Consider the following 13,779-nt stretch of genomic DNA (forward strand, 5'->3'; position numbering starts at 1 on the left):
GTGCATATTTGGGGTGACATTCGTGATGGTTTTCTTCAAAATAGGTAGTACATTCATGGCGTTTTCTGATTGTTTTTGTTTGGCGATAGATCTGATCACCAAACGTCATGAATGTTCCATTTTTTTTTATATTAATTGATTGATATTTATCAATTAGTTGTGGGGATAGGTCAGTATCTGACCCTACTTTTTGTATTTAAAGTTCAGGAATATCTGCTACTTCTTATTTAAAAAATAGTACCTTCTTTAGTATCTTAGGTTCTCTGTAATCGTAAATGTGTGTTGCAATTAAAATGACTAGTCTTAACTATCCATGTACCTAATGTCTAATAAATGCTAGTTTTGTGTTAATTCTGTAACTTGAATAGGGTTTTCACGTGTTGAAACATTTATTTTCTTTAAGTTTTTTATTAATCATAAACTTAACTTATGCAAGCGAAAAAAATCTGACTAATCAAAAGCCAAACATCATTGTTATTATGACTGATGATCATGGCCAATGGGCGCTAGGCTCATACGAAACACGCATGAAAACACCTAATTTAGATTACTTAGCTGATCAAGGCGTTATATTCGACAATGCTATGACGCCGGCGCCTGTTTGTTCGGCTGCTCGGGCGAGTTTTCATACCGGTAAAATGCCTTCTCAACATGGTGTATACGATTTTTTATCTGAAGGTAAAGGTTACGAAAATAAATGGTTGGTCGGTGAAAAATTTCTGGGTGAGCGATTACAAGAGAATGGCTATCGCACAGCATTATTTGGTAAATGGCACGCTAATGAAGCAAGCCCGAAACCTGTTGCGGGGTTTGATCACTGGCTAAGTTATGATGCGTTAAAAGCCGGTTGGAAAAACCAATACAAACATAGAGGGAGTGTTTCTTTTTCAAAAAATGGTCAACCATTTGAATATACAGGTGTACAAGCAAGGTTTTTAACAGCTGAAGCGATTAAATTTATTGACCAAAAGAATAACAAACCATTTTTTATTAACTTAAATTATGTCGAACCTCATGCACCTTTCGAAGATCTTCCAGAGCGGCTGGTTAATCTTTACCGCCCTATAGCACTTGAGATGATACGCGACGGTGGTAATTCTGACCTTATGCTTGGGAGTAACTATTCATCGGTACCAAAAAATCATCCTGAAGCACTGGCACAGTACTTAGCGGCGATTAGTCTTATTGATGAACAGCTAGGTCATATTATGGACGCTTTGGAGGGACGTGACTTATTAAAAAACACCGTTATTGCGTTTGTTTCTGATCATGGCTTATTAATGGGCCAATATGGCTTGTATGGCAAAACAAATGCTTCATTTCCTTATAACTTCTATGAGGAAACCATACGTATACCCTTTATAGTTTACGGGCCAGAATCACTTATTCAAGGCAAACAATCCCGTGGTGAATTTGTTGATTTACTCGATTTACATAATACAATTTTAGATTTTGCTGGCGACAAAAGTTTCACTAAAGCACAAGGCCCAGGTCGCTCCATTAAGCCCTTACTTAAGGCAGAACGTGTAACAAACTGGAAACGCTACCAAATAATTGAGCGTGGCAATGCCCGCATGATTACCGACGGCCAGTGGAAATTGGTCCGTTATTACAAAAAAGACGCTAGTGTTATTGATCATTGGTACGATTTATCGCACCCCATGAAAGAGCGGTTTATTACTGAGCCCCCTCGTAAAGCAATTGTTTTGAAGATGACAACTGAACTAGATGCGTTCTTTGAAAAATACAGCGACCCTGCTCATTCAGGTAAAAACATTTGGCAACAACCTAGACCTAATTTCAATAGTGAAAATCTGATGGAACAATCTTTATGGCAATAGTTTTTGTTTAAATAACCTTGCACTTGTCGATATAATTTAAATAAAAACAAGCTCTGGAGAGCGTTTATACACAGGGCATATTTTAATGACTTTGTGCCAAATATTTTCTTTGGCATTTGTATTACCTACATACTCAGCCAACCAGGCTAAATGAGCTCTGGCTTGAAGGCTATAAGAAGCCTCTTTTTGAATAAATTGAGTAACTTTGCTACTAATATCAATTAATAAAATGTTGTTTTTAGATAACTTGTGCAACTTTACTTGGTAATACAATTTAAATAGCTCGTCGCTAAGTACGGCATTTTTTAAAAGTTCGTCACGCTCAAGTTGCCTTAATGCTTTTGTATAATAAAAAGCAGCGTTTTTAGGTTGTTCTAGCCTCAAATATACTTCTGCTAAACTTGCCCATGTTTGATGAATAGAGATATCAGGTTGTTGCTTTATAGCACGTAACTTTTGTTCTAATGCTTGTTGGTATTGATGTTGAAATAAATAAACTGTGCCTAAATTCTCATAACCAAGATAATTATCTTTTACGTTTTCAATCAGATCATGATAAGTATTTTGGGCTTGTTCTAGCTCATCGAAACAAAGTTGCATTGTACCTAAGTTAGCTAATATAACCTCATGCTTTACCACGTTAGTCGCTGCGAGATAATATTTTTTTGCATTATGAATATCGCCAACACTAAAGTAAAAATTACCTAATGTATTGTAAGCACGCCAATGGTTGTTTGCGAGTGAAATAGCCTGAGAAGCATACCCTTCAATATATTGGATTAAATCTTCTTCTGATGAATAACTACGATTAAAAACGAAAAACACCTCTGCTGCTACTGCCAACAAGTCAGCGTTATAAGCGTTGTTAAGTTTGAGGCTTTTTATCAACTCAAGTGCCTTAGGTATTTCTCCTGTTCTAGCATAAAGCTCTGCTTGAGCACTTTTTAGTGAGCTACTATTCGAATTTACTAATGCTCCTTTTTGGCAGAATTTAGCCGCGTTTTCAAGAGTGGCTGTTTCATCTTTCATCCAACTTATACGAACATAAGCTCGGCATAATTCAGCCATTGCATCAACAAAGTTGTTATCTAAAGTTATCGCTTTTAATAAATGTGATGTCGCCTTTTTGTAGCTTTGAGCACTATGACTAATAAAAAGTAAATTTTTACCTGATAGATAATAGTTAAGTGCTTGCTCTGATTGAGATAACATTGCATTAATAGGCTCACCATTTATAAACTTTATTGTGTTTTGGGCTAACGCATTTGTTAAGCTGGCACTAGCTGCTTTCATCTCTGTTGGTCTTATTACTTTTTGCAATAATATTGATGTATGCGATTTAGAACGAATTTTAGCTTGAATAATTTGATAATTTTCACCAGATATTACAGAAAAAGAAATTACCGCATGTGCTTGCCATTTTATTAATGCCGCTTGGGCTGAAATACTCTCGTTAAGCACTTGTGTTGGCATAATGGCACTAACCTCATCATTGACTTCAAAGTGTTCAACAAAATTTTGAACTAAGTCGGTCATTAATTGATGAGGTTGCACTACGATTAATGTTTTTCCTATTGCACTATGAATACGTGTACTTTCTGGTAAAACATTGTGTTGATGTATAAATAAGGCTGTTAGCACCAATGAAAAAAAAGCTAATAAGATCAAAATAACATTAGTCTGCCAAAATTTCGCTTTCTGGTAAATTGAGCTTTGCGTAGCTGAGGTTATTAACGAGGCATTGTTGGGGATATGTTCGGTATTTTCAGTCGCATTTTTAGCTAAAAGGTTTGGCGATTGGTTACTTATCGTATCATTAAATTGGCTATCATCTTTTGCCAAATAAATTGTATGCGCTGCTACGTTAAGTGCTTTTGCAACTCTCGCTAAGTTATGCGTAGAAACACCTTGCTCACGAAACACTTTATTCACTAAATCTTTCGGGGCTTTACTTAACCCTTCATCGATCAAAATTTGTTGAGCTAAAGCCGCTTGAGTGTCGAAACCACGCGCTAACATTGCAGCTTCTAATTTTTCTCGAGACGCTTTTATACCTCTTTTACGCTTCCTAGGTTCCATGGGTAAACAATTATCCTAGTGATTAATTTAAAACTCACTAATAAAGTCTAGGTAGTGAATACTTCTTTTGCACGCTTCAAGGCCAATTAATCTTTACTGAATTTAGTATTTTTTATTTGTAAGTTTCAATAATTGGCTTCAACAGACTAATCGTCAGTTAACGCCACTTAAGATTCATTAACTGCATATTTCACTTTTAAGGCTTTGTATAACTTTATTAATTGCCGTATATCTTTTATGAGGCACTGAAAAATCTTCACTTCATTAACATTAATTTAATCGGCCTAAATTAATGGATGAAAACTCCTGTATGGACATTGAGAGGGATAATATGAAAATTCAAAAACACTTCACCACAGCTATAATAACGAGCACACTTTTCTTATTAACCGCATGTAACAGTACTTCGAATAGTAGCGATGATACTTTAGGCTGGGGAACACGAACAGTGTTGTGTACCGGCGGTGGGCTTGTTGGTGGCTATGTTGGAAAAAAGCTTGCAGAGAAATACTTTGAAAAAACGGGTTCTAAGTATAGTGCTGAGCAAATTGAACTGTATACCAAAGGTTTTCAACTGGGTTTATTTCTTACCTTTTGCAAAATAGCTGATTATGCTGGAAATACTATATATAAAAACCTTTCTGAAGAAGGTGAAAAGCAAAGACGAGAGCAAGTATTACAAGCTGCAGCATCTGCACAAACAACAACATACAAAGACCCTAGCAACCCTAATTTACATGGAACAGTTAAACCGATTAAAACCTATGCTGAAAGTGCTCTTAATCGTGAATGTGTTGATATTGAAGATACGCTAGCAGATGGTAATAGTTCAGAAAGTGTTTACGTGAAATACTGTAGAAGCCTGCCGAATGGCCCTTACCAACCTGTAACGGTATAAAAACAAAATGCGCTTTCATCATTGGCTAGGATTATTTTTATTGTTTCTATGCAACCCAAGCTATAGTGCCAATATTACTATAGAGCATAAAGAAAACCGCAAAGTGTTATTTTACAGTGGTCCAGTAAAAGTTGGTGATGCTAGACGTATGCGCTATATGTTAAGCAATAACAGAGTTGATGAGGTATGGCTGAGCTCTGGAGGGGGTGTTTTAATAGAAGGAGTAAAAATAGGCCTGATTTTAAGAGAATATGGCACTATGGTTAAGATAAAAAAACAACATCGTTGTGCTAGTGCCTGTACTGTCGCATTTTTAGGAGGAGTAATTCGTTCAGTTGAACCTAATGGTAGGTATTTAGTACATGCCTACTCTCGGTATAAAGATAAATTGCCAACCCGTAAAGGAGAATCTCAAGCAGCATTAAAACGTCGAATTACTTCCGATCCTAAAGCGTTTCTCTTACAACTATCTAATGAACAAATGCGAAGCATTGCCGTTATGTGGGCAAGCCGTTTATTTGTTTATTATCGTTTAATGATTCAACCTGAACCACGTGCGAAACGCTATACCGTGATTGACTCCACTGAAGAAAGAAATATAAAACGTGCGTTAACGCGATACGGTAATAAAGCATATGAACGTTATCAAACAAAAATACTGAGCAATGATATAAAGCGTATAACAAAAGAAGGTGTTAGTGCTGCCCATGAAATTGCCATGCGCATAGAACGCGACGCAATGAAGGTAATGCTAACGGGTTTAAAGAACTTAGAGCAACAAAACTATTTAAAAAACCGTGCCCCTGAAGCTATTCGAATACTGAGTACCATGTTTGAAAGTCGAATACTTGCAACCAGTGATTTAAGTTTAGAAACGCTCTCAGAATATGGATTTACTAATGTCCCTTTTAGCCAATAACACAGTAAAATATTTAACAACAATTTGCATCATTTGTTTTGCAGGTTGTAAAAGTACCGCTTTAGATAATAATTTAGATACACAAATATTAGCTTCAGGGTCAAAAATTGAATTTAATTGGCAAGACACCCACCCTTTTGCTAAAGATTACGCAAGTCAGCAAATTGTATTAGTTGCAGAATATGTTGAAGTATCGCTTGATGGCGCAACTAAACCCGTAAGACAAGTTATTTCCCGCTCTAACAACCGTTTAACCGAAATTAATAAAAAAATATTTACCTTACCATCAAGCATGCCTTCACGTGTAAATACTCCAAATATTTGCCTGTACTTACAAATGAATCGTCAAGCAATTCCTATTCGCGCAGCTAATAATGCTGACACTGCACGCTTTAGTTACCCTGCGTGGCAAACGTTAGTAGCTGGCAATACAAATCAACAGATTATTTCACAAAACCTAAAAGTGGCTGAAAGAAACTTAACTACGGCTGAAGAAAATATTGATAGAGCTTTAGCACAACAAAATCAAGCTATCGATGATTTTAATGAACAATTATCACAAGATAATACAGCACAAAGCCCGATAATATATGACGCCAAAGATTGTCAGCATATTAATGTAAATACAAAAAAATTAATTCAACCTAGAGATATTATTGCACCGAATAAAAGGCAGTCTACTGCATTTAATATATGTGCTGCTCGTGCATACAATAGCGTGAAGTACGCGAGACAAATTAGCAGTAAAAAAATACCCGCGGTTAAATTATTGCCTTTTTCTATTAAATTTAATCAACAAAATTTATCCAAAGTCATCGCTAATTTTGATAAAAACCGATTAGAACAATTTAAAGTTTTCCATCAAACTTACGAACACTTTTTAAAGAACATTGCTCAAAGTTATACACCAGAGTTAGGTAGTAAAAATGATATATTACCGATTAGCGAATATAACTTTCAATTACAATCACAAGCTTATTCTGCTCTTATCTCTAAAAATGCATTAACCCAGGAACAGATTAATATTGTAAACGAAGTTTATAGTAATGAATTAGAAGAGTTTAAAAGTTGTGTTATTGAGGGACAAAACCAACTAAAAACTAAGTTTGAAGCATGGGAGATTAGAAAAAAAGCTTATCCAAATAGAATTAAAGCTAGAAAATCTTTTTTAAAAGAAAAGTGTGATAATTTATTCTCGCAAAACAAGCAGCAATTACAAATATTAAAGCGACAAGAAACCGCAGCAGATAAAGAGCTTACAGCATTAAAACAACAGTTTCAGCAATCCAACAATACCATTGCGCTAAGCGATAGCAACCTGATATTAAATGGCAAAACCTGTCAAATTCAATAATATAACCTGAATTCTTAATAAGCAGCACTTGCTCAATGCTCCTTTTTAAGCCATTACCTGCGTTAAAACGTCGATAAATAGTAATATAAGTTAACGTTAATAGATAAAATCATTTAAAAATATTTTATTACGATGAATTAGCTTGCACGACAGCGTTAACTAACTCCGTTATAATAGTTTTTTATTTCAATTTTAAAGCCCCATATGACAGACACTATTCAACATATTGATGTTTCAATTCAACCTATAGAACTATGTAAACTATTAAAAATTGCCAACATGGTTGGTGGTGGTGGTGAAGCAAAAATAGTGATCAGCGAGGGTTATGTATTATTAAATAACGAAGTTGAATTTCAAAAGCGTAAAAAAGTCTACCATGATGATATTGTAGAATTTAATGGTGAAGTTATTCAGGTTAATGTAGTGAAACTTGATAAAGAAGCTTCGCCTATAACAACAAAAATAAAAGCCGAGAAAACACTTACCAAACAAAGTGCGTTTAAGAAAACTAAGAATAAAAAAGCTAAAACCGATAACCAGCAACAAGCTGCTCAAGTAAATGATACTCCCCGTTCAAAACGTAAACCAATTTCTTTTTAAATACATTTTGAGCTCTTTTTATAGTAAAAACTTAAGGCATTTAACCACGAGTTCTTTGCTTTGCAAGAGACAAAAAGAATAAAGTAGGGTCAGATACACATTAAATTTTAGTCGCCTGATATCCTCTAAAACGAGCAGCATAGCCAAACTATGGGCTAAATATTCCCTCTTTTACCATTACCCTAGACACCAAAATCAATTAATGTGTATCTGACCCTACTTTATACTAAGCAGACGCTTGCACTAATTAATAACTGGCAAGCGAAACAGTAAATACTTTAGCAGGTTATGTGTAGTTATAATGAATAAACTGTCTTGGCGTTAATTATAGCTTTAATGCCTTAGAGTTTTTTTTGCCAGAATACAGCTTGGCCCATTTTTGGATCAAGCTCATAGCCGCTAAATCCTACTTTTTCATAAGCCTTTTTTGCAACAACATTTCCTTCAAGTACTTCTAAGGTTAATTTACAACAGCCTTTATCAATAGCAATTTGTTCCACGTAATCAAATAAATACGTGGTTAGGCCGCGCCCTCTAAATTCTTTAAGCACAACAATATCATGAAAATTAATTAAGGGTTTTGCACTAAATGTTGAAAAACCTTCCACACAATTTGCTAACGCTGCAACTTTATCATCTACATAACACAATACGCTGAAAACATTATTTTGCTGTTGTAACTTCTCAATTAAATTATGCTGTGTATATGTTGACAAGCTTTCACCGCCCCCCATGGGATCAAGGGCGTATGCAGACAAACACATCATTACATCATTTGCCTGTTGCTTGTTATAATAATCCGCGGTTATTACAGATACATTCATATAAATCTCCTTTGTACGATTAAATACATTGTTTTGCCTTACCCCGATATAATTATCCGCGAATAATACTATAGCCTGAAAGTGTTATTTGCTAGGCTAGCGGCATTATTATCATTTTAGTTTACAAAGAAGAGTTTAATATTATGACCAGACTTAAATTGCCGCTTTGGGCATTTTTAACATTGCTTATTAACCCTGTAGTTCATGCAGCAACGCAAACTCAGTTAAGTGCAATACCAGTGCCTGTTAGCAATAACGGTGTGGCACAAGTTAAAGTAAACAACAATTGGTACTGGATTTCGTTTAGTGGTTTAGGGAACAACAAAGGCTATCAAGATGTACATAATCGTACTTTTGCTTTTGATGTTAGTAAAAACAAATGGTTGGAAAAATCACCGGTACCAATAGCAAAGCCTATTAACGGTTTAGTAGGACGTTTAGCGAGTGTAGCAACAGCTATTAATGAAACGGCTTATGTTTTTGGTGGCTACACGGTCGCTAAAGATCATAGTGAAGTTTCGGTGCCCGACGTTTATGCTTATCATGTATTAAGCGATAAATACCAAGCTTTAGCTCCTATGCCTGTACCTGTTGATGACAGTATTGCCCTGCCTTATAACAATCGATATATCTACTTAATTAGTGGTTGGCATAACGATGGTAATGTAAATTTAGTGCAGGTATATGACATTAAAACCGATAAATGGCAACAGGCATCACCGTTTCCTGGCAAGGCGGTTTTTGGCCATGCTGGCGGCATTGTTGATAATACTATATTAGTTTGCGATGGCGTTAGAGTTGACGTACACCTTAATAAACGTCGAAGTTATGCAGCAGAAACAGCCTGCTATCGAGGTGAAATTGATAGCCAAACTCCTCATAAAATTGCTTGGTTTAAGGTTGAACACCCAACAGGCGAGTCTCGTTATCGTATGGCCGCAAAAGGTATAGTTAATAATACCACCAACAAAGAAATAGTCTTTGTTGGTGGGAGTAACAACCCATATAACTACAATGGTATTGGCTATAACGGTATGCCTTCAGAGCCAAGCAATCAAATATGGCGTTACAACATTAAAACTGCACAATGGCAAATAACCACCACGGATACTGCAACCATGGATCATAGAGCTTTGTTAGAATTAAATGGCGAGTTATTTACCCTAGGTGGTATGGGTAAAAAACAACAAGTTCTTAATACGATTAATCGTTATTAACTAACCTTATCAATAATATTTACCTATTGGGCAATTAAAACCTTTTTCGTGTGAAATTGCCCTGATAGAATACACCTCATATTTATACTCGCTTACTAATGGAATTTTTTCTCAATGCGTACAAGCCAATATTTACTTTCAACTTTGAAAGAAACCCCTGCTAGCGCTGAAGTTATCAGTCATCAATTAATGTTACGTGCAGGTTTAGTACGTAACGTCGCATCAGGTTTATATACTTGGTTGCCCACCGGCTTAAAAGTTTTACGCAAAGTTGAAAACATTGTTCGTGAAGAAATGGAACGTGCAGGTTCACTTGAAGTATTAATGCCAATGGTACAACCGGCAGACTTATGGGAAGAGTCTGGTCGTTGGGAAGATTACGGCCCAGAACTTCTGCGTATTAATGACCGCCACAATCGCTCGTTTGTTTTAGGACCAACGCACGAAGAAGTGATCACTAAACTTGTTGCGAACGAAATAAACAGCTACAAACAGCTACCGCTAAACGTATTTCAAATTCAAACTAAATTTCGTGATGAAATACGTCCTCGTTTCGGCGTTATGCGTGGTCGTGAATTTTTAATGAAAGATGCCTACTCGTTTCATTTAGATAGTGCGTGTTTAGACAAAACTTACCAAGCAATGTTTGACGCTTATTGTCGTATTTTCGACCGTTTAGGTTTAGATTACCGTCCGGTAATTGCTGATACTGGCTCTATCGGTGGCGAAGCGTCACATGAGTTTCACGTGTTAGCTGATTCAGGTGAAGACGACATCGCCTTTAGTGATGGCTCTGATTTTGCAGCAAACGTTGAAAAAGCTGAAGCTTTAGCACCAGCAGGCGATCGAGCTGCACCGACACAAACGATGACAGAAGTTGCAACACCTAATGCCCGTACAATAGACGATGTTGCTAAATTATTATCGATTGATGCCACAACCACAGTTAAAACACTGTTAGTGCAAGGTACATCAACAAAAGAAAACGAAACGCCGATTGTTGCGCTAGTATTACGTGGCGACCACCAATTAAATGAAGTTAAAGCCGAGAACCTAGCACAGATTGCTTCACCATTAACTTTTGCGACCGACGAACAGCTTGTCGCTGCTGCAGGCTGCAATGCAGGCTCTATTGGCCCTGTAGGTTTAAACATCGAAGTTATTGTTGATAGAAGTGCCGCGCACTTAGCTGATTTTGTGTGTGGCGCAAATAAAGACGACGTGCATTTAACCGGTGTAAACTGGGATCGTGATACCACAAGTTACACTGTTGCCGATTTACGTAACGTTGTTGCTGGTGACCCTAGCCCGTGTGGACAAGGTAATATAGAAATAAAACGTGGTATTGAAGTTGGCCATATTTTCCAACTTGGTGATAAATATGCACAAGCAATGAATTGTGGCGTATTAACTGAAGCAGGTAAAAACCAAATTTTAACCATGGGTTGTTACGGCATTGGTGTTTCACGTATTGTGGCTGCAGCTATTGAGCAAAACCATGATAAATATGGTATTAAATGGCCTGCTGCGATTGCACCATATCAAGTAGCGGTTGTGCCAATGAACATGGCAAAATCTGCACGGGTTAAAGAAACCGCAGAGGCGTTATACGAGCAGCTACAAAGCGCCGGCATTGAAGTTATATTTGACGATCGTAAAGAGCGCCCTGGTGTAATGTTTGCCGATCACGAATTAATAGGTACACCATTGTTACTTGTTATTGGTGAACGTAATTTAGACAACCAAGAAATTGAAGTGAAGAACCGTATTACTGGTGAAAAGTCGATGTTAGCCATTGCCGATGTAATGTCGCTATTTGCTTAATATTTATTTTTACGCACTTTTGTAAATAAAGAAAGAAAACGGCTTTGCATAACTTGCAAGGCCGTTTTTATTTAGGTATTAACTGATACTTAAGTAAGTTTACCCAATCTCTGCACAACTCGATACAACTCGATACAACTCTGCTAGCAATCACATTTATCCCAATAAATCACGCGGTCAAACAATTTTGCCATATTTATCGATAATGCTTTAAACGTGGTTATCGGCTTAGCATCGGATTGGAAACACTGCCAAATAAATTGATGACAATTGTTATTAAACAAATGATAATTAATTACCTGATAAATTTGTTCAATTGCTTTTTGTGCGGCTAATTCACTCACCAAAGGCCTACCTAATGAATCACAGGCAATAAAAATTCCATCTCCGGAGCGTGTTTGAGTAAACCTTTGCACAGATACTGCTTTAATTAAACCATTACCATCAACTTCAACAATAGTATTGTCACCAATCCAAATTCCACTGTGCTCTAAAACCCCACCAATACCACAACAAACAATCGCCCCAACCTCAGGTTTAACAAGTTGTTCAGTGTAAAACATATCAGTAGGATAGATAGCAATTGGCGACTCATGTCTTTCAAGATCAGCAAGAGTTTTCGCTCGAAAGTTATTAGCACGATAACCTTGTTGACGTTTTCTATCATCAGCCAATGTTTTTACGGCTAAAGCAGAAGCGGCAGCACCTAGCCACAATAAAGGTAAAGGCATTATTAGTCTCCTCGTTAGTGTAAATTTTCCTGAATGTATGCCCGAAAAATTCCTCTTAATAACAAGATGGCGTAATTATTCACTATTTACTATAAAAAAGTTGCAAGTAACTGTTTCAAAATTGGCTAATATTCGCAACAATGGGATTAAGAACATTAATTTAAATAACGTACATTCAATGACTATCAGTTTTGCTTTAGCTTCATTTTCTGTTTCATATTAACGAGCACGGTAACGTTAATTCACTTTTATCATTTATAAGACCGCCATTATGAAAATTATCAATAAATCTTCAAAATTAAAAAACGTATGCTACGAAATTCGTGGACAAATAGCTGCTGAGGCCAAACGTTTAGAAGATGAAGGTCATAAAATTTTAAAACTCAACATTGGTAACCCTGCCCCATTCGGTTTTGAAGCTCCCGATGATATTTTAAAAGATGTTATTCGCAACTTACCCACGGCCCAAGGGTATTGTGAATCAAAAGGTATATACCCTGCACGTGTAGCTGTAATGCAGTATTTTCAACAAAATGGCATTTTAGATGTTAGTGTTGACGATATTTATATTGGTAATGGTGTTAGCGAACTTATTGTTATGGCCATGCAAGGCTTGTTGAACGACGAAGATGAAGTGTTAATTCCAGCACCTGACTACCCCTTATGGACAGCAGCAGTTGCGCTTTCAGGTGGTGAGCCAATACATTATCATTGTGACGATGAAAACCACTGGTTTCCTGACTTAGCAGATATGGCGAATAAAATAACACCTAAAACCAAAGCCATAGTGTTAATAAACCCAAATAACCCCACTGGCGCAGTTTACAGTGAAGAAATTCTTCAAGGTATTATCTCGCTTGCGCGTGAACATAATTTGATCATATTCAGTGACGAGATTTACGATAAAATTCTTTATGATCAAGCTAAGCATATTCCAACGGCAAGCCTAGCAAATGACGTACTCATTATTACTATGGGTGGATTATCTAAAAACTATCGCATAGCAGGATTCCGCGCTGGTTGGATGGTTGTTTCTGGTCCTAAATCTCATGCCGAAGATTATTTAGAAGGTTTAAATATACTTGCTTCAATGCGCTTATGTGCCAATGTGCCCTGTCAACATGCTATTCAAACAGCACTGGGTGGCTACCAAAGTATTAACGAACTCATTCATGGCGATGGTCGTTTACTCAAGCAACGTAACTTAGCACACAAAATGATAAATGAGATTGACGGTCTTTCTTGCCACCCTGCAATGGGCGCTTTGTATTTATTCATTAAAGTGGATCAAGAAAAGTTCAACATCAGCAATGATGAAAAAATGATATTAGATTTACTCAAGCAAGAAAAAATATTGCTCGTACATGGCAGTGCTTTTAATATTCAACAAAAAAATTACTTTCGTTTAGTGTTTTTACCGCATGTATATGAATTAAAACAAGCAATGGAAAGGTTAGCTAACTTTTTTAGCACTTACCGCCAATAATTTTTA

The 13,779-nt window shown here is 36.5% G+C and carries 11 protein-coding genes; 8 read left to right on the forward strand and 3 right to left on the reverse strand.

What is annotated here, in order from left to right; genetic code table 11:
- Positions 1-377 precede the first annotated feature (377 nt).
- The gene (locus B6A32_RS07070; protein ID WP_085302399.1) at positions 378-1,841 is read left to right on the forward strand and encodes a sulfatase family protein; all 1,464 of its coding nucleotides are present in this window, start codon (positions 378-380) and stop codon (positions 1,839-1,841) included.
- Positions 1,842-1,877: 36 nt separating this feature from the next.
- On the opposite strand, the gene B6A32_RS07075 is transcribed toward B6A32_RS07070, so the two are convergent.
- Entirely contained in the window at positions 1,878-3,920 is a 2,043-nt protein-coding gene (locus B6A32_RS07075; RefSeq protein WP_085302401.1) for a tetratricopeptide repeat protein, read from the reverse strand.
- 331 nt (positions 3,921-4,251) lie between these two features.
- Here B6A32_RS07075 and B6A32_RS07080 point away from each other — a divergent pair, with 331 nt between their 5' ends.
- The 4 genes from B6A32_RS07080 (at position 4,252) to B6A32_RS07095 (ending at position 7,691) form a co-directional block, all read left to right on the forward strand.
- Complete coding sequence (locus B6A32_RS07080) at positions 4,252-4,818, forward strand: hypothetical protein (protein ID WP_085302403.1); 567 nt, start codon at positions 4,252-4,254, stop codon at positions 4,816-4,818.
- A gap of 7 nt (positions 4,819-4,825) precedes the next feature.
- Positions 4,826-5,737, forward strand: a complete 912-nt coding sequence (locus tag B6A32_RS07085; RefSeq protein WP_085302405.1) for a hypothetical protein — start codon at positions 4,826-4,828, stop codon at positions 5,735-5,737.
- Positions 5,718-7,091 (forward strand): hypothetical protein, encoded by a 1,374-nt coding sequence (locus tag B6A32_RS07090; RefSeq protein ID WP_085302407.1) that lies wholly within the window; start codon positions 5,718-5,720, stop codon positions 7,089-7,091. The genes B6A32_RS07085 and B6A32_RS07090 overlap by 20 nt, the downstream gene beginning before the upstream one ends.
- A 204-nt stretch (positions 7,092-7,295) precedes the next feature.
- Complete coding sequence (locus B6A32_RS07095; RefSeq protein WP_085302409.1) at positions 7,296-7,691, forward strand: RNA-binding S4 domain-containing protein; 396 nt, start codon at positions 7,296-7,298, stop codon at positions 7,689-7,691.
- Positions 7,692-8,032: 341 nt separating this feature from the next.
- On the opposite strand, the gene B6A32_RS07100 is transcribed toward B6A32_RS07095, so the two are convergent.
- Positions 8,033-8,515 carry a GNAT family N-acetyltransferase gene (locus tag B6A32_RS07100; RefSeq protein WP_085302411.1) on the reverse strand — a complete coding sequence of 161 codons (483 nt, stop codon included), beginning with the start codon at positions 8,513-8,515 and terminating at the stop codon, positions 8,033-8,035.
- Positions 8,516-8,658: 143 nt separating this feature from the next.
- Here B6A32_RS07100 and B6A32_RS07105 point away from each other — a divergent pair, with 143 nt between their 5' ends.
- Together B6A32_RS07105 and B6A32_RS07110 are read left to right on the forward strand one after the other, a co-directional pair.
- A complete protein-coding gene (locus B6A32_RS07105; RefSeq protein ID WP_143327881.1) occupies positions 8,659-9,732 on the forward strand; it encodes a Kelch repeat-containing protein in 1,074 nt (357 codons plus the stop codon).
- A 114-nt stretch (positions 9,733-9,846) separates the two neighbouring features.
- A complete protein-coding gene (locus B6A32_RS07110; RefSeq protein WP_085302413.1) occupies positions 9,847-11,556 on the forward strand; it encodes a proline--tRNA ligase in 1,710 nt (569 codons plus the stop codon).
- Between the two features lie 143 nt (positions 11,557-11,699).
- On the opposite strand, the gene B6A32_RS07115 is transcribed toward B6A32_RS07110, so the two are convergent.
- Positions 11,700-12,287: a C40 family peptidase gene (locus tag B6A32_RS07115; protein ID WP_085302415.1), complete on the reverse strand. Its 588-nt coding sequence runs from the start codon at positions 12,285-12,287 to the stop codon at positions 11,700-11,702.
- A 271-nt stretch (positions 12,288-12,558) separates the two neighbouring features.
- Between B6A32_RS07115 and B6A32_RS07120 the strand changes: the two genes are divergently transcribed.
- Positions 12,559-13,773 (forward strand): pyridoxal phosphate-dependent aminotransferase, encoded by a 1,215-nt coding sequence (locus tag B6A32_RS07120; RefSeq protein ID WP_085302418.1) that lies wholly within the window; start codon positions 12,559-12,561, stop codon positions 13,771-13,773.
- The last annotated feature ends 6 nt before the right edge of the window (positions 13,774-13,779 follow it).

Origin of the sequence: Colwellia polaris (assembly GCF_002104515.1) — a bacterium.
GTDB lineage: Bacteria > Pseudomonadota > Gammaproteobacteria > Enterobacterales > Alteromonadaceae > Cognaticolwellia > Cognaticolwellia polaris.

What these genes read in the sequence shown, in the direction of transcription:
- B6A32_RS07080 (WP_085302403.1), top strand. Translation starts at nt 4,252, where the DNA reads ATGAAAATTCAAAAACACTTCACCACAGCTATAATAACGAGCACACTT.
- B6A32_RS07115 (WP_085302415.1), bottom strand. Translation starts at nt 12,287, where the DNA reads ATGCCTTTACCTTTATTGTGGCTAGGTGCTGCCGCTTCTGCTTTAGCC.
- B6A32_RS07095 (WP_085302409.1), top strand. Translation starts at nt 7,296, where the DNA reads ATGACAGACACTATTCAACATATTGATGTTTCAATTCAACCTATAGAA.
- B6A32_RS07090 (WP_085302407.1), top strand. Translation starts at nt 5,718, where the DNA reads ATGTCCCTTTTAGCCAATAACACAGTAAAATATTTAACAACAATTTGC.
- B6A32_RS07120 (WP_085302418.1), top strand. Translation starts at nt 12,559, where the DNA reads ATGAAAATTATCAATAAATCTTCAAAATTAAAAAACGTATGCTACGAA.
- B6A32_RS07110 (WP_085302413.1), top strand. Translation starts at nt 9,847, where the DNA reads ATGCGTACAAGCCAATATTTACTTTCAACTTTGAAAGAAACCCCTGCT.
- B6A32_RS07075 (WP_085302401.1), bottom strand. Translation starts at nt 3,920, where the DNA reads ATGGAACCTAGGAAGCGTAAAAGAGGTATAAAAGCGTCTCGAGAAAAA.
- B6A32_RS07105 (WP_143327881.1), top strand. Translation starts at nt 8,659, where the DNA reads ATGACCAGACTTAAATTGCCGCTTTGGGCATTTTTAACATTGCTTATT.
- B6A32_RS07100 (WP_085302411.1), bottom strand. Translation starts at nt 8,515, where the DNA reads ATGAATGTATCTGTAATAACCGCGGATTATTATAACAAGCAACAGGCA.
- B6A32_RS07085 (WP_085302405.1), top strand. Translation starts at nt 4,826, where the DNA reads ATGCGCTTTCATCATTGGCTAGGATTATTTTTATTGTTTCTATGCAAC.